Here is a 21,009-nt window from a genome sequence, read left to right on the forward strand (position 1 = left end):
CGTTCCATGACCGATCTCTTTCCATCACGCGACACGCCGCTCACGGATCCGCTTGCGGCCGCGTTTCCGGCGGAGATCCGCGAGGACGTGAGCGGCGTGAGCGCGCTGTCGCGCGGTTGGTCCAGGCTGATGCGGCCTGGACCCCGCCCTTCGTGGCGCAGCTTTGCGGCGAATACGTGATGCAGATCCTGGAGACGGTCGAGGCCCATCTGCCGACCTGAGCGCTGCCGGCGTCCCGCCTCAGAAGCGCCGATAGACGAAAGCCTCTCCCCCTATTCCCTGCCTGGCCCCGAACTGGCCTTGCGCGCTCAGGCGCAGCGACCAGGACGGCGATGGCTCCCAGCGCGCGCCCGCTTCCAGCACCGTCGCGCCGCCATTGGTGTCCGCGCCCTGCAAGGCCTTGCCATCGAGCCGCGCGCGCACCTCGGTCCTGGCGTCCTGCTCCCAGGCCGCGCCCGCATAGAGGCGCATCTGGTCGCCGGCCGCGTAGACGTAGCGCGCGCCCAGGCGCGTGCGCAGCGCCTGCGTGGCGTCGAAGCTGAGTTGGTCGCCCGCGTCGTTGCGCACGGAATCGCCGCCCAGCCGTTGCCACTGCAGGCGGGCATAGGCGTCGAGCTGGCCGCGCTCGCTCAACGGCATCACATGGCCCAGCATGGCGTGGGCCCCCCAATAGTTCGAACGACTGCGGTAGTTGGTGCTGCCGTCGATGTCGTCGGTATAGCTGCCGCGCATGCGTCCGCTGCGCAGCGAGGCCTCGGCATACGTGCCGCCCAGGAACCAGTAGCGCGCCAGGATGCCCACGCCGACGTTGTCGACGCGGCCCTTGCCCTCGGCCGACAGGCCGCCCGACGAAGCCTGGCCGCGATAGCGGGTGCGCCCGGCCTCGACCAGCGGCGCCACCACGTAGTCGCCAGCGGCGGTGGCGCCGCCCAGGGCGTAGCCGAACACGGCGTTGGCGCGGTCCAGCTTGAGGTTCTTGTCGGTGTAGCGGGTGTGGCCCAGGTCCGGACTGAAGAACAGGCCGCGCCGCTCGGGGCCGCGCAGGTCGGCGGCCGACAGCATGCCGCCGCTGTCGGCCAGCGCGCCGATGCCGGCGCCGATGGACTGCGGGTAGAGTTTGTTGGCGGCCAGCGTCAGATTGGTGGCGGCCAACGTGGCGGTCAGCGCGGACGCGCTCTGCACATCGAACAGGTAGCGGTACGCGCCATACTCCAAGATGTGGGAGCCCGGGTTGGCGACCGTGCCGGTGGTGGCGCTGATGAGCGTGATGCGGTCGCCCGGCAGCAGGCGCTTGAGCGGGCCGGCGGCCTGCATGGCCACGGTGGCGCCCTGCGTGGCGATCGGCGCGCTGGCGCGCAGCATGGTGGTGCCGTTGACGGCGTCGGCGGGCAGCAGGAAGCTCAGCTGGCCTCCGTTGGCGGACAGGGCCGGGCCCTGATAGGCGGCATTGGGCCCGAGCACGGTGATGCCGCCCTGGAAGCCGAAGCCGCCGTTGCCGGCGATGGTCAGCGCGTTGCCGCCGCCGAACAGCAGTTGGCCCAGCTGCACGCCTTGGCCGGTGGCGGCGTTGTAGGGCTGGGTGTTGTCGAACGTCAGCTGGGTGCTGGTGTCGCGCAGATCCAGCGTGCCGATGCTGACGCGACTGGCGTCACTGAAGGTCGCTGCCGGGCTGCGCAGCACGCCGGCGGCAAAGACGGCCTGACCATAGGGACTGCCGGCGATCGCGTTGCCGGGCAGCGCGGCCCCAGGCTCGCCGGCCACGACCAGTCCGTCCTGGTGACGGATGTAGAGCGTCCCCGCCACCGACAGCGAGGCGGATCCGGCGGCGGCGTAGGCGGGCGCATCGATGGCGGTCTCGCGGAACGCCAGCATGGCGGTCTCGCGAAACTGCAGCACGGCGGGTCGGGCAGCCACGTAATGGGTGCCCGCCAGCACGCTGACCGGACCATCGCTGGTCACGTTGGCGCTCGCCTGCAGGCTGCTGTTGCCCCCCTTGGCGACACCGTTGAACCTGATGTCCCGCCCAGGGCGTCCCACCTTGGCCGATCCCGCTTGCAGCGTGATGCCCTGGGCGACGCGCAGGTCGCCTTGCGCCACATACTGCACGGACTGGCCCGTGGCCTGCGCGGTATCCGAGGCGCTTCGGGTATTCATGATGTCCGCCGAGCCCGCCTGCAACGCCAGGCCGCCTCCGATGACGCTGTCTCCGGTGACGCGGATCCGCATCACGCCGGCATCCGATGCCCGGCCGTCGCCGACCGCGCGCGCATCGCCCATGCGTATCACGTTGGCGTCGGTGCCATGCAGGGTCGTGTCGCCGGCCACGGCCAGCTTGCCGCCCACGTCCAGCGTGACGGGACGCCACCGGGCCGAGGCCAGGACATCCTCGGACGATTGGTTTTCCGCCAGGGCCTGACCGCCGAACAATTCCAGGCGGCCCGCGACGGATGCGTCGCCGCCCACCGTCACCTGGATGGCCTCGCGCAGCGCCTGGGCCGCGCCCGAGCTAGACGACACCAGCATCGCGCCCACCGGGGCGGCGTCGATCACGAAATCCCCGCCCACGCTCAGATTCCGGCCCACTTCCAGGCTCGCCGCGCCTGCCCGCGCCGACGCGTAGGGCCCATCAAAGGAGAACGCCGAGGCGAGAGCCGTCCGCACGACCAGGTCCGTACCCACCGCGAGACTGCCGCCGATTCGCGCGGTCGTCGCGCCGCCCGCGCCCCTTGCCGCGCCCCGATCGGGAACCTCGTAATCCTGGTAATCGGAGAGCGCGGTCGCCTGGCCGCCCGACAACACCATCGAACCCGCCACGCTCATGTTCTGCGCGGCGGACAAGGCGGCGCTGCCTCCGGTGACGGTCTGGTCTTGCCTGGGCACGGCATAGGTGTTGTCGGTGTCCGCCACCACATCGCCGCCGCGCAACGTCACGTTGCCGGAAACGATCAGCTCGGCCGACGCGTGATGGCTGGCATCGACGGGCAAGCCTTCCATGCTGGCGCCCCCCTCCACCCTGACGGCATCCACCGTTTGCGCCGCCACGGGCAAGGCCGCGCCCAGCACGATGCCCAGGAACAAGGAACGGTACAGCGGGCTATGGACGGGTCTGACTGCCGGAACGCGTCGTTGCTGTTTGCGTGGAATGCGGAACTGAGAATGCATGCGGCCTCCGTGCTTGGGCGCCTGAACGAACAATTGAGGTTGCGAAGACCTCGCCGCGCCGGGTGGCACGGTCGGGTGACGCTGTGTGGACGCGTGCGTGCTTCGGTTCCACGCGTCAGCGCGGAATGTCCGGAACGGCGGAACGGGCCTGCGCCAGCAGATGCTCGACGATCAGGCCGAACCTCTCGGGCCTGCCCTGGAACAAGGCATCGGCGCCGCCATTGCCGAGAATCATCGCGGTCAGCGCCGCCCTGCCCCGCGCATCGTCGATCAGTCCGATCGCGGCCCGCTCGTATTGCCCGGCATCGGCCGCGATCAACCATTCCGGCAGCCGCAGCCGCCGGAACAGCGCGGCGTCCAGGCGTTCATGCACTTCGCGGCCCGTCATGCAGACCCCGGGCAGGCCCTGGCTGACGGTGTCGACGATGCCGTTGGTGTTGCCGTAAGGAAAGGGATCGAGGAACAGATCGCAGCCGCGCAGGCGCGCGAGATAGTCCTCGTAGGGCATGCTTTCGTGTACGTGGGCTTGCGGCACGGCGGCGGTCACCGTGCGCCGCAGGGCCGCGTGCGCCACGCCCCGGCAGTCGCCAACGAAGAAATGAAATTGCACGGCCCGGGAAGCGCGCTCGCCGATGCGCCGGCACGTCGCCAGGAAGCGGGCGTTCAACTTCAGCGAGGTCGCGCAGACGGCGACGCGCAGCGGGCGTTCCGGGTCTGGATGCGGGCTCTCCACGCCGGGCGACGCGGGCCGGGCCTGGAAGCCGGGCGGCGGCACATGCACCACGCAGTCCCTGGGCAGCGTGACCACGCGCTCGCTGAAGCAAGAGGCATCGCCCAGCGTGTCTTCCTCGACCAGCATGGCGTCGATGCCTGGCGCGTGCGTGGTCGCGGGATGACCGGCGGCGGCGAGCTGCAACGGCGCCAGGCGCAGATTGCTCAGCGGAACCGCCAGCGGCGACAGGCCGATGCTTGGGTAATAGATGATGTCTGGCCGGAGTTCGCGCGCCAGCGCCACGGCCTGCGCCACCGCATCCGGCGGCGACAGGCTGTGGCAACGATCGAAAACCGTCCGCGCGACCGCATCGACGGCCCCGGACATCGCCACCCCGTGCAGCTCGAAGCGGGCGCGCGCCGCGCGCAAGGTCGACGAATGCGTGCGATACAGGGAATGCGGCGCCGAGAAGGCCTCCAGCACCACCAGCATCAAGGGTCGCGCCCGCCTTGGCGGATGGGCGCGCATGTCGTCGAGTCCGTCGGCCAGCAGCCGCTGTCGCAGCAGGCGGTTGATCTCGCGCTTGATGTCGTGCTTGTCCGCCGCCAGCGCATAACTGCAATGCATGTACGCATCATGCAACACGGCTGTCGGCAGGCCGCGCAGGTCGGGAAGCTGCGCCAGTTTGCGAGGCAGCCAGCGCAGCATGGTCTCGCGGCGCGCGCAGGCCGAAGGCGTGACCATCTGGCGCGCGGCCAGCCGGGCGATGCACAGACCAACCGCCGCCCGCGCGTCATGCGCCCAGAGCGCGTCCAGCGGCACGTCCAGTTCGGAATCCGGCACGCACAACACGCAGTACTTGAGCAAGTCGCCCGGGCTCAACGCCAGTGCGCCGCCCTGCCCTGGCATCGCGCCGGCCAGCGCGGCGATCACGTGATCCGCATGCCCGAACGGCGTGGCGCCGAAGATGGCCGCCAGCCAGCGCTGCAGCGTCAGGAACTGCTCGAAGCCGTCGCGCGAGACCTGGAAGCCCGGGTCGGCGAACAGGGCGCCGACGGCCGCCGCCCAGCGGGCCAGGAAATGCGCCCGGGCGTCCTCGGACAGCCCGGCAGGCAGCGCCCCATGGCGCTCGTCCAGGCGGCGCAGGCCCAGCAGCAACAGCCGTCCGGCGGCCTCGTGCTGACGACGATGCACCAGCCACTCGAACTGGCTCAGGGAGAACGCGGGCGGGTCGCGCGGATCGGCGGGCATGGCATCCATCCGCGCTGAGTCGGCAATTGCCCTGAATGCGTTCCATCGCCCGCGTGGATCGCCGGCGCGCAACGCGCCGCTACCTGTATAAACTAAGCCTCTCGTTGCCAGATAAAGGAATCCCTTGTCGAACACCCCCGGAGCGCGCCGATTCGTCGCGGCGACCGCAAGCGCCATCCGCACCCAGGGCCGCGCCATGCTGGCCGCCGCGCCCTGGTCCCTGGCCGTCTTCACGCTGTCGCTGCCCTTCGCCCTGCTGACGCCCAAGCCGTACCAGTTCCGCGACTGGCTGTTCGTTGCGCTCGCGCTGGTCAACCTGATCGCCTTCGCGCGCATGAGCTACGCCTGGCACCGGGTCGTCAATCACGCGGCCGACGATGGCTCGGCGCGCGGCAGCGCCGGCGAGGCCCGTCACCTGGTGCTGCTGGCCGCGCTGGCCATTGGCGTCACCTATCTGGCACGTATCTGCGGCGATCTGCCCTTCGTGCTGTACGCGCTGCTCGACGGCAAGACCGACACGATTTTCTTCGCTTGCCTGACCGCGCTGATGGCGTTGATCTGGCTGCCGGTGCTGTACGCGCTGGCCGTGGCGGGACTGTCCCTGCCCCGCGTCGCGGTCACCGGCGAATATGGATTCCGCGACGCGCGCGCGGCGATGCGCTACCCGCGCTGGCCGCTGATGCTGGCGCTGCTGCTGTTGCTGGCGATCGGCAGCTTCGTCGCCATGGACCTGCAACCGCTGCTGTACTACCCCACCGGCGCGCGCATCGCCTATGGCGTGGTCGGCACGCTGCTGTGCGTGCTGATCACCTTCTTGCTGATGACCATGGTCGCGGTGGCTTACCGTGACAGGGCGGGCCAGCCATGACTTACCGTTCCGATTCCTCCTCGCCGTTTTCCCGGATCCTGGGTCCGCTGCGCGCCCGCCAGTGCGCCTGCCATAGCGCGCAGTGCCAGCGGCTGCACCAGCGCGTGACCGAGGACCTGTCACGCCGCCATTTCCTGGGCGGCATGGCCGCCATGCTGGCGCCCTTCGCCCTGCCCTCGGCGGCGATGGCGGCGGCGACCGCGCTGGCCGATGACGCACGCCCGCTGCTGCTGACCAACCTGCGCCTGTTCGACGGCTCGGGCACGGCGGCGCGCGAGGGCGTGCAGGTGCTGGTCAAGGGCAAGCGCATCGCCGACCTGCTGCCGGCGTCCGCCACCGTGGCGGACGCGCGTGTACTGGACTGCCAAGGCAAGCTGCTGCTGCCGGGGCTGATCGACGTGCACTGGCACACGATGCTGGCGGCGATTCCGCAGATGACGGCCATGACGGCCGACCTGGGCTATCTGTACCTGGTGGCCGCCAAGGAAGCCCAGCGCACGCTGATGCGCGGCTTCACCTCGGTGCGCGACGCGGGCGGGCCGGCGTTCGCGCTCAAGCGCGCGATCGACGAGGGGCTGGTGGACGGGCCGCGCATCTATCCCAGCGGGGCGATGATCTCGCAAACGTCCGGGCACGGGGATTTCCGGCTGCGCAGCGACCTGCCGCGCGCCGACGGCGCGCCGCTGAGCCTGGTGGAAAACACCGGCGTGGCCATGATCGCCGACGGCGAGGCCCAGGTGCTGCGCCGCGTGCGCGAACAACTGATGCTGGGCGCCAGCCAGATCAAGATGATGGCGGGCGGCGGCGTGGCCTCGCTGTACGACCCGCTGGACAGCACCCAGTTCACCGAGCGCGAACTGCGCGCCGGCGTCGAGGCCGCCAGCGACTGGAACACTTATGTGATGACGCACGTCTACACGCCCAAGGGCATCCAGCGCGCGATCCACGCCGGCGTGAAGTGCATCGAGCACGGTCAGCTGGCCGACGAGGCCAGCGTGCGCCTGATGCGCGACCAGGACGTGTGGTGGAGCCTGCAGCCGTTCCTGCAGGACGAGGACAGCAACGCCTATCCCGACGCGGAGCGGCAGGCCAGCCAGAAGCAGGTGGCCGAGGGCACGGTCCAGGCCTATGCGCTGGCGCAGAAGCACGGCGTCAAGACGGGCTGGGGCACGGATATCCTGTTCAATCCCCGCAACACCGCGACGCAGGGCAGGCAGCTGGCCAAGCTGACGCGCTTCTACGATCCGCTGACGCTGCTGGGCCAGGCCACGGGCGTCAACGGCGAGCTGCTGGCGCTGTCGGGCGAGCGCAACCCCTACCCCGGCGCGCTGGGCCGGATCGCGCCGGGCGCCTGGGCCGATCTGCTGGTGGCCGACGGCGATCCCTCGGCCAATCTCGATTTCCTGGCGGATCCCGACAAGAACCTGCGCCTGATCATGAAGGACGGCAAGGTCCACAAGAACACGCTGTGAGCGCCGCCTAGGGCTTGGGCTTGAAGATCAGCTTGATCGGGTTGTCGGGCTTGTAGTTGGCCGACTGCGGGCCGTATTCCGGATTGAACTGCGGATGCCAGGCGCGGACTTCGGTGGCGGAGATCCATTCGACCTGTAGCTGATCCTGCGGCCCGTAGGAGTCGAACTGGGCCACGGCCTGCAGCGATCCCTGGCATTTTTCGGTGGCGCCCTTGGGCAGCACCGAGACCTGCGTCTTCTCGGTCCAGGTCAGCGAGCCGGGCTGCGGGCAGAGGCGGACCTCGACGTGGTACTTGCCGTCAGGCGACGGCAGGTCGGCGACGATCTTGTTGGGACCGCAGGCCGTCAGCAGGACGGCAGACAAGAGCGCGAGCGGAACGCATTTTTTCATCGAGAATCCTTCTGGCCTTGAGCGCGGCCGATCCGTGAAAATGTGGTCATGATACTTTGACCGCCAGTGCGGCCGGTCCCGGCTTGAATTGGCATCAAGGTATGACCAAAGGCGACCCGCGAAGCCGGCATCCCCGCCCTGCCGTCCGCCTCTTGCACTGCCCCCTCAACCGTCCAAGGAAATCCCGCATGTCGATAGCCCTCGCCGATCTGGAACAAGCCGTCATGGACCTGCTGCGCGCGCAGCCGGCCTTCGCGGGTTGGAAGAAAAAGGGCAAGCGTTGCCTGTGGCGGACCTGCGGCGAGGTGCAGCAAGGCGCGGAGCTGATCCGCTATCGCGGCTCCTTCGACAATGCACAGCACCTGTCCCTGGGCGTGTACGCGTCCTTTCCGTGCGAAAGGGAATGGCCGGTCTATGTGCCGGCCGAGATCTGGAACAAGGGGCGCCTGTACCGCCGCGCCTATCTGAAGCCGGGCGACGGGTTGATCGACGAACCCACGCTGGGCAGCGGCGCCGTGCTGACGATCCACAACGAACAGGAATTGGCCAACTGGCTGGCGGCCCTGCCGGCCGACATCGAGAACCACCTCGCCCCCTGGCTGGCGCGCTACCAGTCGCTGGAACAGGCCTGGTATGAATACCGCATTCCCAGCTGGCGCCTGGCAGCGGCCGGCATCAAGCCGGATGCGGATCAGACGAGCTGAACCTGCCGCGTATCACCATAAGCGCGACTCCTACCCCGCTCGTAGCAGGTCCGCCACGCGCGCATGAGCGCCGCCTCGTCCCCGCGTCTACGTATTGCGGCGCGCCCTGCGCCATCGCCGCGTACAGCAGGGCATCGCTCACGTCCTGCCACAGCGGCGCCAGCATTTCCTCGGTCTCGCCGTCCTCGTCCGTGTCGATCACAATGGCCTGGTCGCCGTCGAGCGCCTGCGCGCGACGGCGCATCTGGCATGGACCTGCAACCGCTGCTGCTGACGCGCGAGCGGAACGCATTTTTCATCGAAAGTCCTTCTGGCCTTGAACGCGGCCGATCCGTGAAAGCCTGGTGATGATACCGAGCAAGGCGGCGAGTCCGCGTGGGCGCGGTGCGCTTGATCGCGGCCATGCCAGCGCATCTGCACACCTGCCGCATGGGCAGCAGTTACCTTTGGAATTCTTTATTCATATACGGTCGCCATAACTCCCCAACGCGGCCATGGATCAGGCATCATCGCGTCCTCGGCGGGACCTTCCCGCGCACAGATTCAGGTGGCCTCTTGCAATCCCTCACCTCCATTCGCCGCGACCTCCGCGCCCTGGTCCAGGCCCGCGACTACGCCCAGATCGACGCCTATTACGACGCGCTGGAACAGCGGGACTGGGCCGATACCGAAGATCCGGGCGCGCCGTATTTCGAGGCGGCCAACTCGGGCACGCTGTTCGACTATTCCATGGTCCCGTTCCAGGACGCCGCCGCCTTTCTGCAAGACTGGATCGCGGCCAGCCCGGGCTCGTACCACGCCCATCTGGTGCTGGGCAATTTCTGTTTCGGCCGCGCCGGCGACATCCGGGGATACGGCTGGGCCGACAGCGTGACGCAGGACCGCTGGCTGGGCGCCGCCCTGGCCTGTGAACGCGCCGCCGCCGCGCTGGTGCAGGCGATGGCGCTGTCGCCGCGCCCGATCGCGGCCTGCGTGACGATGATGCAGATGTGCGCGCATTTCCAGGAACCATACTGGCTGCGCCAGCTGTTCCTGGGCAACGCGCCGGAAACCATCACGCACGAGGACATCGACGAGCCGGGCATGATGGACGCCGCGCTGGCCCATCTGGCCGAGCTGGGCGTGCCGCGCCTGACGCCTGAACAGACGCCTGATGCCCTGCCCACGGGCCTGGCGCCGCGCGCCGAGCACGAGATGGACCAGGCCAAGGATTATTGGCTGCTGCGCGCGCTGGACCTGCGACCCGGGCACCTGGGCGCGCTGATGGCGTATGCGCAGTACCTGCGTCCGCGCTGGGGCGGCAGCTATGAGGACATCGACGGCATGGCCGGCGGACCGCTGTGCGCGGCGCTGTCCGAGCTGCAGCGCAACGCGATCCGCTGGATCGGCATCCTCGATTCGATGGGCGATTATCCGGAGCCGGACGACGCCGAGGCGGTGGAGGAATACCGCGAGATGTTCGAATCGTTCCTGCAGCGCGAGCTGCGGCCGGAAGAGCGCGGCATGGCGCTGGGTTTTTACGCGCAGTTCGTCAGCTATTCGCTGGAGGACCAGGTCCAGGCGCGCGCGCTGCACGCACAGAGCGCGGCGGCATTTCCGCCGAACCGTTATTTCGGCGACGTGGACGGACCGTTCCGCAGCTTCGCGCACGTCAGCATCATCCACGGCCTGCCGGACGACGACGGCGCCTTCAAGAGCGTGCTGGAACGCATGTGCCATTGGGATACCGTGGCTACGCCGCAGGCGCTGGCGGCGGTGGCCCATCACTACGGCCGCTGGGGTTTCGCGCAAGACCCGGCGCGCGCGCAGCAGTTGCTGGACCGCGCCGCGGTGCTGGCGCAGGACCAGGCGGACGACGATTTCAACGTCTTGGCGGCGGCCGCCATGCTATGGGATGGCGGCGACCATGAGCAAGGCTATTTCCTGACGCGGCAGCTGGCGGACCGCCGCGTGGCGGACGCGGCCAGCAGCATGTACGACATCCACCGGGGCTTCCGCGACAACACGCCGGACAGCTACCTGGACGACGCGGTGCGCGACCAGTGGCTGCAGTGCGCGGTGGAAGAAGGCTCGCCGCTGGCCATGTACAACATGGCCTATCGCAACATCTTCGACGACGAACTGGATTTCTCGCGCCGCGAGAACCTGGACAGGGTTCTGCGCCTGCTTCACGGCGCACGCCAGGAGCCGCGCGCCGACGCGCTGGCGCGGCTGCGCATCGGCGTGCTGCTGCGCGACCACGGCACCGAGCAGGAACAGCAGGAAGGCGTGCGCGCCTATCTGCGTCCGCTGGTGGACGAGGATCACGACTGGCGCGCGGCGCGCGCCAGCGCCGAGATCGCGCTGGCCTACGCGCACGGGCGCGGCGCCAGGAAGAATCGCTTCGCCGCCATCGAATGGGCGCAGCACGCCAGCCGGCTGCAGCCTGACGACGAAGGCATCGACGAGATCCAGTCGCAGGTGCTGAATTCGCACAGCCTGGTCAAGACCATCGGCACGGTGTTCGGCGCCTACATGGGCCGAGGCGGCACCAGCGCCGAGGACCTGCCGCCCAAGCCGGACGCGCAGTAGGCATGGCGCGCCCGGGCCGGTCCGGATGGAAGCTGTCGTCCCGGCTGCTGCTGGGCGACGCGGCGCTGGCCGGCGCGGGACTGGCGCTGGGCACGGCGCCGCTGTGGCTGTATGCGGCGCTGCCCGGCGCGCTGGGCGTGGCCGCCGGGGCGCTGGCCCTGCCCTTGCCCGTCGCGGGCTGGGCGATGCTGCGCCTGCCCTTCTCGTCACGCCCACCCGGCCCGGAAGACGGCCTGCTCCTCACACCCGCGGACGCGCCGGCGCTGTTCCGCGAGATCGAACAGGTGCGCGCCCAGGTGGGCGCGCCGGCGCTGGACGCGGTCTACCTGAACAGCGAATGCAATGCCAGCATCCGGCAGCATCGGCGGCTCTGGGGCGGCACGCGCAACGTGCTGTGGCTCGGGCTGCCGCTGCTGGAGCTGCTGTCGGCCGACGCCTGCCGCGCCATCCTGGCGCATGAATGCGCGCACATCGCCGGCCGGCACGGACGCTATGCCAGCCGGGTGTATTTCGCGCGGCTGCAATGGCAGGAAGCGGCGCGGCAACTGGCGCGTCGCAAGGGCTTGGCCAACGCGCCGCTGCGGCTCTTCATGAACTGGCACGTGCCACGCTTCCTGGCAGCCAGCCTGGATTTCGCGCGCGAATGCGAGTACCAGGCCGACGCGGAATCCGCGCGGGTCTGCGGCGTGGCGTGCGCGTCGGATGCCCTGATGGCGACCTGTCTGCAGGGACGTGCCCTGCACGAATACGCATCCAGCTTGTACGCCGACGCCGCAGCCACGGAACCACCCTGGCTCCTGGTCCGGCTGGCGGAGGATGACTCGCTGGCCAGTCCGCGTGACCAGGCCGAGGCGCAGATCTGGCTGCATCAGGCCCTGTGCCGTCCGACCAGCCATGACGATACCCATCCCTCGCTGGCGGACCGCCTGGCGGCGCTGAAGGTGCCACGGGCCCTGGACGAACGGACAACGCCCGCGCCCGGCATGCCCGGCGCGCAGGGCATGGCGTCCACGCACTCCTTGCCGGCAACCTCCCGCCCCCTGCCCTGGCGTCGCGCCCAGCCCTGCGCGGCGCAGGAATGGTTGCAGGACCGGCGCCTGCCGCTGGCACGCGCGCTCGATGATTCGCGGCGCGAGGCCGCCGCGCAAGCGCTGCGCGAGGCGCAGGACGAACGCCGCGAGGCCGTCGCGGCGCATCACGATCTGCTGCGCAAGCAGCGCCTGCGCGCGCTGTCGGCCGATGAGCGGGCGCGCATGGCCTGGCATGCCGCCATGCTGGCCGACGATGTGGACGGCGCCATGAAGCTGCTGCAAGAGAATCTACGGGATCATCCCGGCCACGTGCCCTCGCTGTGCGAATTGGCGACGCTGTTGCAGCGCCAGAATGCCCGCCCGGACGCAGCGCCGGACGCGAACACGACGCGTGGCCCGGACGATGCCCGGCGCGAGCCTGCGCAGGATGCCGCCGAAGCGCTATGGCGCGAGGCCGCCGCCCAGCCCGGCCCGCATCGCCTGGCCTGCCTGCGCCAACTCACCGCCATCGCCCTGCGGCGCGGCGACGCCGGCCAGGCCCTGGCCTGGCGCACGGAAGCGGACCAATTGGAACGCCGGACCCTGGCTGAATACACCGCCGCACCCCGCTACGAGCCGCACGGCCTGGGCGAGCCCGAATTGCGCAGGCTGGCGGACATGCTGGACCCGCTCTTGCTGGCCGCCACCGGCGCATGGCTGTTGCGCGACGCCGCCAGCGGGCATCATGTGCTGCTGGTGCTGGCGCGCGAGTCCTGGATATTGCGCGCCGTGGGCGCGCTGACGGGCGAGCCCAGTTATCTGCGGCGCGATTGCCAGGCGCTGCTGCAACGGTTGCTGCCGCGCGTGCAGCGGAACATCGAACCGCTGCTGCTGGCCGCCGGCGATCCGCTGCCGGGCGTGTGCACGGACGCCACCCGGCTGCGGCGGGCCGGCGCCTAGCGTTGCCCGTAGCAGGCCCGCCAGGCGCGCATGAGCGCCGCCTCGTCCCCGGCGTCCACGTATTGCGGCGCGCCCTGCGCCATCGCCGCGTACAACAGGGCATCGCTCACGTCCTGCCACAGCGGCGCCAGCATTTCCTCGGTCTCGCCGTCCTCGTCCGTCTCGATCACGATGGCCTGATCGCCGTCGAGCGCCAGCGCGCGACGGCGCAGCTGGTCATGGACCAGCAGGAAACCGGAATGAATGGGCGATTTGTCCTTGCCGCGCGCGCCGGGCGCGGCCAGCGTGCCTTCCCAGTCGTCCGCCGGCGTGGACCGCTGCTGCCCTTGCGCCTCGGACCAGCGCAGCCAGGCCCGGCCGTAGGCGTGGCCGGCGTCCGGATCCAGGTTCGCCGCCAGGCATTCGGCCTGCGTGCGCGACAGCGCCTGGATCTGCTCCAGCAATGCCACCACGCGCTCGCCGTGCGCGCCGAACAGGACAGACAGCGGCAGTTCCTCCAGCAGCTCCATGGCAGCCGCGCGCCAATAGCCGGGGTTCGCCACCAGGCCGGACATGTCGCCCAGTTCCGTAACGCGCGCGCGCCACAGCCGTCCGGGCCAGCCGCTGCTGACGATGAGCGTGGCGATGGTCTGGTCCACCACCAGCCAGGGCGGCTGGAGCCGGGCCAGCCTGACCTGACGGCCATCACGCACCAGGGCGATGTCGTCATTGAGGTGTTCGAACCAATAGCCGTCCCGGCTGGACGTCTGCGAGGGAGGATGGGACATGATGGAGAACGGTTCCGTGTTCGGGTCGCGGGGAGTATAGCCAGCGGGCGTGCATCCATTCTTGCCGCCAGCGGTCTGCGCCTATCGCCTGATGCGCCAGCCTGAGGCACCGTCATGCACGCGCCGCCGGCCGTCTCAATCGGCCGCCATGGGCGCGGCCAGTTGCGCCACTTCCAGCCGGTTGCCGCCCAGCGCCTTGGCGCGGTACAGCGCCTGGTCGGCGGTCGACAGCCCCTGGGCCAGGGCCGGCGCGTCGTGCTCGTACTGCGCCAGCCCGATGCTGACGGTGGCCGGGATGCCCAGGCTGTCGACGCGGCTGGACAGCGTCTCGGCGAAACGCCGGGCCACGTCCTCGCCCAGCGCGACGGCGCGGCGGGCGTCGTTGCCGGCCAGCACCGCGGCGAATTCCTCGCCGCCGATGCGGGCCAGCAGCACCGCCGGCCCCAGCACGCCGCGCGCGATGTCGGCGAAGGACTTGAGCACCAGATCACCGGTCTGGTGGCCGTAGCGGTCGTTGATGGACTTGAACTGGTCCAGGTCGAAGGCCAGCACGGCCAGCGGCTCGCGCCCCCGGCCGCCGTCGATCAGGCGCTGGCCCTGCTCGAAGAACCAGCGGCGGTTGCCCAGCCGGGTCAGGTAGTCGGTCTGCGATTCCCGCAGCAGCTGGCCATGCGTCTCTTCGCGCACCAGCTTGAGCAGCGTCATGGGCAGCACGATGGAATACAGCACGCCTTCGTACATGGTGATATTGCTGGCCAGCATCTGCGCGGCCGGGCCATCCCTGGCCACCCACCAGGGCAGGATGAAGCTGCGGCCCAGGTAGAGCAGCGCGTGCAGGCCGGTCACGGCCACCGCGATGCGCAACGGCAGCAGCGGTCTCAGCGCCTTACAGCGCAACAGCTCCCAGGCGGTCAGGCCGCTGACCAGCGCGATGGGAAAGGCGCTGACATAGGTCCAGACCAGGTTCTGCCCCGAATAGCCCGCGCCGGCCCAGATCAGCGCCATGACGCCCAGCAGTCCCAGCGAGCCGGCGCGATACAGCCGCCCGTTGAGCGCGGCCACGGCGTTCAGCACCAGCAGATAGCCGCCCAGGATGACCAGATTGCTCAGCGCCGAGCCCAGCACTCCGGGCAGGGCGGCGCGGTACAGGGCGATGGAGCAACCCGCCGCGAGCGTGGCGAAGCCGGCCGCCAGCAGCCGCAGCGACGTACTGCGGCCGGGATGGGTCCGGTGCTCCCAGTAAGTCAGGCAGGCGCTGGCGAGCAGCGTTCCGATGATGATGAGGTAGAGAGTGAAGAGATCGACGTGCATCTCGGCAACATAGCGTTGCGCCGATATGTAAAGGCGGCAACAAAATTTTACGTGAGAATTGCGACACGACCAGGTAGCAGTGACCCGGATAGGGGCAGGCCGGAAAATCGGCGCATGTCGACACTGGACAGTGACAAGAACCGCCCTAAGATAGCCCATCCCTCCGTCCGCCCCCTGATAGCACCCCATCCCATGGCCAACCGTTCCTATCTCTACAGCCTCAGCAACCGCCCCGCCGCCTACGCCGACCGCCCCGAGACGATCGTCGGTCTGTCCGAATGGCCTTATGACGTGCCCTTCATATACCGGCTGTTGATGTCCGGCGATCCGCAGCCATGCGCCTCGCTGGTGTCGGACGGGATGGAAGACGAGGAACCGGGCAGCAAGACCCGGCTGTATGCGATCAGCAGCGTGTTCGAACCGGGCTACGCGCGCGTGCGGCGCTTTGCCGACATCGTCCGCGCCGCCGTGGCGCAGGCGCCGGCTCCCGCGCAGGCATCCTCCGCAGCGGTCGGCGCCGCCAGCGCGCCGCAGCCGGCTTCCTTCATGGACCGCGTGAAGCAGATGTTCTCGCCGCAAGCGAACGCCGCCCCGGCGCCGGTTCCGGCCCCGCCCGCCGCTCCCGCCTCGGACCAGCTGCTGGCCGCGCTGGACGAAACGCTGGCCTTTCTCGACGCCCATCGCGACAGCCACCTGCTGCTGGAGACCATCGAGCTGGACATCATGTCCCACGCCGGCGAAGCCGAGCTGAAGGCCTGCGTGGACGCGGAAATCGTGCGCTGCCGGCACGCCGGCGCGGCCCTGGACGCGCTGCCGGCCAATGTGGACGAAGCCGCCCGCGCGCTTCGGACGGCCGTTGCCGGGCAGGCCGCGGAACCGCTGGACGCCTTCCACGGACTGCGCCTGGACAACGATTTCGACAGCACGCGCACGGGCGCCACGGAACGTCCGATGGGCCTGTATTGGAGCGACGTGCTGTATTTCGAGTTGTTCAACCGCAGCCAGTTCGAAGCGCATCTGCAGCAGGGCTGAGCTTGCGGGACAGGGCCGGCCCGCCGGCCCCGGACGGCCTGTCTTTCCCTCGCGCGCGCCCTGCCCCGCGCCCGTGCCCGCGAACCCCGCGCGCGTCAATAGAGCTGGATTTGTCACTCATCTACAATCCGTGACCATGCCGGCCGCCTGTAGCGGCCGCCACGTAGCTCACAGGTAGTAATGACGCGCGCGAAGACCCCCGCCAAGAAGAAAAGCCCCCCACGCAGATCCCCGGCCCGCGCCAGCGCCGGCGGCCGCTTCCCCCGCTTCCTGAAGGCGCTGCTGTTCTCGTCCCTGGCGAGCTTCGGCGCCGCCACCTACATGCTGAATCCGCAGTGGCGGATACCGGCGCCGGTGCAGGACGTGCTGGCGCGGCTGGGCTGGCCGCAGCAGCATCATCAGCCACAACACCCGCAGCAGAATTCCCAGCATCGCCAGCCGCCGCGCGAGCAGAACGCGCCCGCCGCCACGGCGCCGATCGCCGTGCCCACGGGCGCGCCGGCGCAGACCATCTTCGCCGAATGCCGCCAGTTCTTCCCCAACTTCCGACCGCCGGAGGTGCCCGGCAGCCAGCAGCTGCGCGAGGTCTGTTTCTCGGCCTTCGCGATCCTGCATAACGGCCAGACCAAGACGCCGGTGTTCGTGGCCGAGCGCCTGAACCGGCAGACGCTGGCCCAGGGCCAGGGACTGCGCCGCACCGACAAGTTCTACGCCGAGGCGCGCCTGCCGCGCTCGGAACGCGCCGAGCTGGACGACTACAAGGGCTCGGGCTATTCGCGCGGACACATGGCGCCGGCGGGAGACATGTCCACCCCGGACGCGATGGCGCAGAGCTTTTCGCTGGCCAACATGGTGCCGCAGGACCAGACGCACAACGGCGGCGCCTGGAGCCAGATCGAGCAGGACACCCGCAAGTACGTGATGCGCGCGTCCGGCGACGTGTACGTGTTCACCGGACCCGTCTACGCCGACAAGCCCAGGACCATCGGCAGCGGCGTGGCCGTGCCGGCCTATATCTACAAGGTCGTGTACGACGCCACCACCGGGCGCTCGTGGGTGCACTGGCAGGCCAACAGCGCCAGCACCAAGGCGGGGCCGCCGATCAGCTATGAGGAATTCGTGAAGCGGACGGGGCTGCGGCTGCTGCCGGAGGCCGGCTAGGCCGGGCCGACGCGGCCCCTATCGCCGGGCGGCGTGTCCGGCGCGTCAACCGCGCCGCGCCGCCTCGATCGCCGCGATGTCGATCTTGCCCATCGTCATCATCGCCTCGAACGCGCGCTTGGCCGCCGCCGGGTCCGGATCGGCGATTGCCTCGGTGAGGGCGCGCGGCGTGATCTGCCACGACAGGCCCCATTTGTCCTTGCACCAGCCGCAGGCGCTTTCCTGGCCGCCGTTGCCAACGATGGCGTGCCACAGGCGGTCGGTTTCCGCCTGGTCGTCGGTGGCGATCTGAAACGAAAACGCCTCGTTGTGCTTGAACGCCGTGCCGCCGTTCAGGCCCAGGCAGGCCACGCCCGCCACGGTGAACTCCACCGTCAGCACATCGCCCTGCGTGCCCGACGGATAGTCGCCCGGCGCGCGCAGCACGCGGCCGACGGCGCTGTCGGGAAAGGTGCGGGCATAGAACTGCGCGGCCTCCAGCGCGTCCTTGTCGTACCACAGGCATATCGTGTTCTTGCTGATCATGCTTGTCTCCTGGAGATGGCGGACCCAGGCGCATTGCAGGCGCCCGGGCCCTGTGAACGGAACCGCGCCCGGCGCCTTCCCGGGCGACCCTGAGTAGCCGAGGATACTGCCGCCCGCCGGGCGCGGTGCGTTACGAAGCGTAGAAGCGTGCAAGCCCGCGTCAATGCGCGCACAATCGCGCCTGGGCGCGCGCCTGACCAGCCAGCCGCGACGACCCGTAGAACAAGATCAAGGGGACTCGCGATGGATTTCAGGCAGATCAAGCAGTTCGTGGTGCTGGCCACCGAACTGAACTACCGCAAGGCCGCCGAGCGGCTGCACATGACCCAGCCGCCGCTCAGCATCGCCATCAAGCGGCTGGAGACCGAAATCGGCGCCGAGCTGTTCGAGCGCGACCGCCAGGGCGTGCGGCTGACGGTCGCGGGCATCGCCTTCCTGGATGAAGCCCGGCGCCTGCTCGACGGCGCCGAGTCCGCGCTGCAGGCGGCGCGCGATGCCGCGCAGGGACGCGTGGGCGCGCTGCGCATCTGCTCGGTGCCGAGCGCGGCGCTGAACCTGCTGCCGCGCATTCTGCCGGCGTTCAGCCAGCGCTTTCCGCAGGTGCGGCTGCGGCTGAGCAGCGGCAGCACGGTGGGGATCCTGGCGCAGTTGCAGCGCGGCGAGCTGGACGCGGCGCTGCTGGTGCCGCCCGCGTCGGGCGTGCCGGGCATCGCCATGACGCCGCTGGGCCGGCAACGGTTGGCGCTGGCGGTGCCGGCGGGCCATCAGCTCGCCGGCCGCCGGTCGGCCGCGCTGGCCGAGCTGGACGGCGACACGCTGGTGGCGCTGGCGCATTCGGACAGCCCGGGATTCGCCGCCGAGATCGCGGCGGCCTGCCAGCGCGCGGGCTTTCATCCGCGCGTGATGCAGGAGTCCTCGCACGCCCTGGTCACGCTGCCCCTGATCGCCGCCGGGCTGGGCGTGGCCATCGTGCCGGAGGCATTGCGCCGGATCGCCATCGACAATGTGGCGTTCGTCGATCTGGAGGACGCCGCCGGCGAGCCGCTGAGCTACGCCGTGGCGCTGGCCGCGCACGCCGAGCCGGCGAATCCGGCGGTGCGCTGGTTCGTCGACGCGGCGCGCGAAGCGCTGGATGAAAACGGGGATGCGGGACGGCAATGAGGGGGGACGGCCCCGGAGACGCGAGAGCCGTTCCCAGCCGCAACGCATGCCGCGCCCTTACTTGCCCGGGCGACCCAAGATGCCCGCCCACTTCTTCTGCTCCTGCGCCACCCGAAGCGTGAAGGCTTCCTGCGAGCCGTCCATGCGCTCGCTGCCGCGCGCATAGATCTTGTCCTGCGCCATCGCGCCGCCGGCGACAGCCCCGATGGCGGCGTTCAGGCGCGCGACCACCTCGGGCGGCGTGCCGGCCGGCGCGGCGATGCCGGACAGCGAACCGCCCTCCACGTCCTGACCCAGCGCTTCCTTGGCGGTGGGAATGTCGGGCAGGTTGGCCAGGCGGCGCGACGAAGTGACCGCGTAGGGGCGGATCTGGCCGGCCTGGATATAGCCCGTCGCGGTGACGGCCGAGATGGCGGTCACGTCGGTGTTGCCGCTCATCACGTCCGTCAGCGACTCGGCGCCGCTCTTGTAGGGCACGTGCAGCATCTTCACGCCGGTGGCCTGCTGCAATACCTCCAGCACCTGGTAGTTGTCGGAGCCCTCGCCCGCCGTCGAAAACGCGATCCTGTCGGCCTGCGCGGACGCCGCCTTGATCAGGTCGGGCAGCGTCTTGTGGGGACTGTCCGCGCTCACCGCCAGCACGGTGGGCGTGTTGGCCAGCATGGCGATATAGGCGAAGTCCTTGTTCGGGTCGTAGGGCAGCGTCTTGTAAATCAAGGGGTTGACGGCGTACATGCCATTTGTGATCACCAGCAGCGTGTAGCCGTCGGGATTGGCCTTGGCGACCGCGCTGGCGGCGATGGAGCCGCCCGCGCCGCCCCGGTTCTCGACCACCACCGGCTGGCCCAGCTCGCGCGTCAGTCCCTCGGCGAACACGCGCGCGGTGGTATCGGTCACGCCGCCCGCGCCGAAGGGCACGATCAGCCGGACCGGCTGCGTCGGATACGCCTGCGCCCACGCCGCCGCCATCGGCAGCGCCGCTCCCAACAAGACCGCCAGACGGCGGCGCAATCCCAGCTTCATTGCACGATCTCCATTTGCTTGAGGATGTTCAGTAAGGTGTGTTCGTGTTCCGGGGCCAGCGGCGCCAGCGGCGCGCGCAGCCGCCCGCTGGGAATGCCGCGCAGGCGCAGGCCGGCGGCCACCGTGCGCGGCAGGCCGTGTTCCATCAGGAAGTTCAAGAGGCCGGACTGACGCGAGAACCAGTCGTCCACGCCAGCCTGATCGCCGGCCATGGCGCAGCGGTACAGGTTCACCGCGTGCGCGGCGGCGACATTGGCCGAGGCCGTGCACCAGCCGGCGGCGCCGGCGGCGAAACCGCCGCGCGCCATGCGGTTCAGGCCGATGTAGACGGCGGTCTTGTCCGGGCAGGCCTGGCGCAGCCGCGCGATCTTGCCTTCGTCGGGACTGCTTTCCTTGATCATGGTGACGTTGGGCAGCGCGGCCAGCTTCGCCAGGAACGGCACGGGCAGGTCCATGCCGGTGGTGAACGGGTTGTTGTAGACCATCACCGGGAGCGAGATCGCGTCGCAGACCGCGCGGTAATAGTCATGGATCTCGGCCTCGGTCAGTTTCCAGTAGGTGCTGGGCAGCACCTGCACCGCCGCCGCGCCGGCGCGCTCGGCGTGGCGCGCGTGGCGCACGGTGCTGGCGGTGCCCAGGCTGGACACGCCGGCCAGCACCGGCAGCCGGCCGGCCGCCGCGCCGACCACGGTCTCGACCACGGCCTCGCGCTCGGCGTCGTCCAGGTACGGCAGGCAGCCGGTGCTGCCCAGCGGCGCCAGCGCGTGCACGCCCGCGCCGATCATTTCCTCGACGTGGCGCGCCAGCAGCGCATGATCGACCCGCCCGGCGTCGTCGCAGGGCGTCAGCAGATAGCCGATGATTCCTTGCAAGTGCATTGTGTTTGTCTCCTTCACAGCCCTCAGTGCAAGGCAGAGTCTAGGGACGC

Annotated in this window: 16 protein-coding genes; 8 read left to right on the forward strand and 8 right to left on the reverse strand. The window is 69.9% G+C overall.

Annotated elements, in window-relative coordinates; genetic code table 11:
• Positions 1 to 240 precede the first annotated feature (240 nt).
• Together C2U31_RS22940 and C2U31_RS22945 are read right to left on the reverse strand one after the other, a co-directional pair.
• Positions 241 to 3,162 (reverse strand): autotransporter outer membrane beta-barrel domain-containing protein, encoded by a 2,922-nt coding sequence (locus tag C2U31_RS22940; RefSeq protein ID WP_103274897.1) that lies wholly within the window; start codon positions 3,160 to 3,162, stop codon positions 241 to 243.
• Between the two features lie 115 nt (positions 3,163 to 3,277).
• Positions 3,278 to 5,125 (reverse strand): peptide transporter, encoded by a 1,848-nt coding sequence (locus C2U31_RS22945; RefSeq protein ID WP_199770873.1) that lies wholly within the window; start codon positions 5,123 to 5,125, stop codon positions 3,278 to 3,280.
• Between the two features lie 124 nt (positions 5,126 to 5,249).
• On the opposite strand from C2U31_RS22945, the gene C2U31_RS22950 reads away from it, so the two are divergent.
• The gene (locus tag C2U31_RS22950) at positions 5,250 to 5,993 is read left to right on the forward strand and encodes a hypothetical protein (RefSeq protein ID WP_233772472.1); all 744 of its coding nucleotides are present in this window, start codon (positions 5,250 to 5,252) and stop codon (positions 5,991 to 5,993) included.
• Positions 5,990 to 7,465: an amidohydrolase family protein gene (locus C2U31_RS22955; protein WP_103274899.1), complete on the forward strand. Its 1,476-nt coding sequence runs from the start codon at positions 5,990 to 5,992 to the stop codon at positions 7,463 to 7,465. The genes C2U31_RS22950 and C2U31_RS22955 overlap by 4 nt, the downstream gene beginning before the upstream one ends.
• A 7-nt stretch (positions 7,466 to 7,472) precedes the next feature.
• On the opposite strand, the gene C2U31_RS22960 is transcribed toward C2U31_RS22955, so the two are convergent.
• Entirely contained in the window at positions 7,473 to 7,856 is a 384-nt protein-coding gene (locus C2U31_RS22960) for a hypothetical protein (protein ID WP_103274900.1), read from the reverse strand.
• A 188-nt stretch (positions 7,857 to 8,044) separates the two neighbouring features.
• Here C2U31_RS22960 and C2U31_RS22965 point away from each other — a divergent pair, with 188 nt between their 5' ends.
• From C2U31_RS22965 to C2U31_RS22980, 3 genes are all read left to right on the forward strand, one after another.
• A complete protein-coding gene (locus C2U31_RS22965; RefSeq protein WP_233772473.1) occupies positions 8,045 to 8,560 on the forward strand; it encodes a hypothetical protein in 516 nt (171 codons plus the stop codon).
• 555 nt (positions 8,561 to 9,115) lie between these two features.
• Positions 9,116 to 11,131, forward strand: a complete 2,016-nt coding sequence (locus C2U31_RS22975; protein WP_103274902.1) for a DUF4034 domain-containing protein — start codon at positions 9,116 to 9,118, stop codon at positions 11,129 to 11,131.
• Between the two features lie 2 nt (positions 11,132 to 11,133).
• Complete coding sequence (locus C2U31_RS22980; RefSeq protein ID WP_103274903.1) at positions 11,134 to 13,101, forward strand: M48 family metallopeptidase; 1,968 nt, start codon at positions 11,134 to 11,136, stop codon at positions 13,099 to 13,101.
• On the opposite strand, the gene C2U31_RS22985 is transcribed toward C2U31_RS22980, so the two are convergent.
• Both C2U31_RS22985 and C2U31_RS22990 read right to left on the reverse strand, forming a co-directional pair.
• A complete protein-coding gene (locus C2U31_RS22985; RefSeq protein WP_103274904.1) occupies positions 13,098 to 13,868 on the reverse strand; it encodes a hypothetical protein in 771 nt (256 codons plus the stop codon). The genes C2U31_RS22980 and C2U31_RS22985 overlap by 4 nt on opposite strands.
• Positions 13,869 to 14,003: 135 nt before the next feature.
• Positions 14,004 to 15,179, reverse strand: a complete 1,176-nt coding sequence (locus C2U31_RS22990; RefSeq protein ID WP_103274905.1) for a diguanylate cyclase — start codon at positions 15,177 to 15,179, stop codon at positions 14,004 to 14,006.
• Positions 15,180 to 15,371: 192 nt separating this feature from the next.
• On the opposite strand from C2U31_RS22990, the gene C2U31_RS22995 reads away from it, so the two are divergent.
• A complete protein-coding gene (locus C2U31_RS22995; protein ID WP_103274906.1) occupies positions 15,372 to 16,211 on the forward strand; it encodes a hypothetical protein in 840 nt (279 codons plus the stop codon).
• 180 nt (positions 16,212 to 16,391) lie between these two features.
• Entirely contained in the window at positions 16,392 to 17,372 is a 981-nt protein-coding gene (locus C2U31_RS23000) for a DNA/RNA non-specific endonuclease (RefSeq protein WP_103274907.1), read from the forward strand.
• Positions 17,373 to 17,417: 45 nt separating this feature from the next.
• Here the strand turns inward: C2U31_RS23000 and C2U31_RS23005 are convergent, their stop codons facing one another.
• On the reverse strand, positions 17,418 to 17,897 hold the full coding sequence (locus C2U31_RS23005) for a VOC family protein (RefSeq protein ID WP_103274908.1): 480 nt from the start codon (positions 17,895 to 17,897) through the stop codon (positions 17,418 to 17,420).
• 243 nt (positions 17,898 to 18,140) lie between these two features.
• Between C2U31_RS23005 and C2U31_RS23010 the strand changes: the two genes are divergently transcribed.
• Complete coding sequence (locus C2U31_RS23010) at positions 18,141 to 19,058, forward strand: LysR family transcriptional regulator (protein ID WP_103274909.1); 918 nt, start codon at positions 18,141 to 18,143, stop codon at positions 19,056 to 19,058.
• 57 nt (positions 19,059 to 19,115) lie between these two features.
• On the opposite strand, the gene C2U31_RS23015 is transcribed toward C2U31_RS23010, so the two are convergent.
• Both C2U31_RS23015 and C2U31_RS23020 read right to left on the reverse strand, forming a co-directional pair.
• The gene (locus tag C2U31_RS23015; protein WP_103274910.1) at positions 19,116 to 20,081 is read right to left on the reverse strand and encodes a tripartite tricarboxylate transporter substrate binding protein; all 966 of its coding nucleotides are present in this window, start codon (positions 20,079 to 20,081) and stop codon (positions 19,116 to 19,118) included.
• Positions 20,078 to 20,959, reverse strand: a complete 882-nt coding sequence (locus C2U31_RS23020; protein WP_103274911.1) for a dihydrodipicolinate synthase family protein — start codon at positions 20,957 to 20,959, stop codon at positions 20,078 to 20,080. Before C2U31_RS23020 ends, C2U31_RS23015 begins: the two co-directional genes overlap by 4 nt.
• Between the last annotated feature and the right edge of the window lie 50 nt (positions 20,960 to 21,009).

The sequence above is a fragment of the Achromobacter sp. AONIH1 genome (assembly GCF_002902905.1).
Classification (GTDB): domain Bacteria; phylum Pseudomonadota; class Gammaproteobacteria; order Burkholderiales; family Burkholderiaceae_B; genus Achromobacter.

Coding starts and splice junctions, on each gene's coding strand:
- C2U31_RS22940 (WP_103274897.1), bottom strand. CDS start 3,162: ATGCATTCTCAGTTCCGCATTCCACGCAAACAGCAACGACGCGTTCCG.
- C2U31_RS23005 (WP_103274908.1), bottom strand. CDS start 17,897: ATGATCAGCAAGAACACGATATGCCTGTGGTACGACAAGGACGCGCTG.
- C2U31_RS23010 (WP_103274909.1), top strand. CDS start 18,141: ATGGATTTCAGGCAGATCAAGCAGTTCGTGGTGCTGGCCACCGAACTG.
- C2U31_RS22945 (WP_199770873.1), bottom strand. CDS start 5,125: ATGCCCGCCGATCCGCGCGACCCGCCCGCGTTCTCCCTGAGCCAGTTC.
- C2U31_RS22980 (WP_103274903.1), top strand. CDS start 11,134: ATGGCGCGCCCGGGCCGGTCCGGATGGAAGCTGTCGTCCCGGCTGCTG.
- C2U31_RS22990 (WP_103274905.1), bottom strand. CDS start 15,179: ATGCACGTCGATCTCTTCACTCTCTACCTCATCATCATCGGAACGCTG.
- C2U31_RS22985 (WP_103274904.1), bottom strand. CDS start 13,868: ATGTCCCATCCTCCCTCGCAGACGTCCAGCCGGGACGGCTATTGGTTC.
- C2U31_RS22955 (WP_103274899.1), top strand. CDS start 5,990: ATGACTTACCGTTCCGATTCCTCCTCGCCGTTTTCCCGGATCCTGGGT.
- C2U31_RS22960 (WP_103274900.1), bottom strand. CDS start 7,856: ATGAAAAAATGCGTTCCGCTCGCGCTCTTGTCTGCCGTCCTGCTGACG.
- C2U31_RS22965 (WP_233772473.1), top strand. CDS start 8,045: ATGTCGATAGCCCTCGCCGATCTGGAACAAGCCGTCATGGACCTGCTG.
- C2U31_RS23015 (WP_103274910.1), bottom strand. CDS start 20,081: ATGAAGCTGGGATTGCGCCGCCGTCTGGCGGTCTTGTTGGGAGCGGCG.
- C2U31_RS23000 (WP_103274907.1), top strand. CDS start 16,392: ATGACGCGCGCGAAGACCCCCGCCAAGAAGAAAAGCCCCCCACGCAGA.
- C2U31_RS23020 (WP_103274911.1), bottom strand. CDS start 20,959: ATGCACTTGCAAGGAATCATCGGCTATCTGCTGACGCCCTGCGACGAC.
- C2U31_RS22995 (WP_103274906.1), top strand. CDS start 15,372: ATGGCCAACCGTTCCTATCTCTACAGCCTCAGCAACCGCCCCGCCGCC.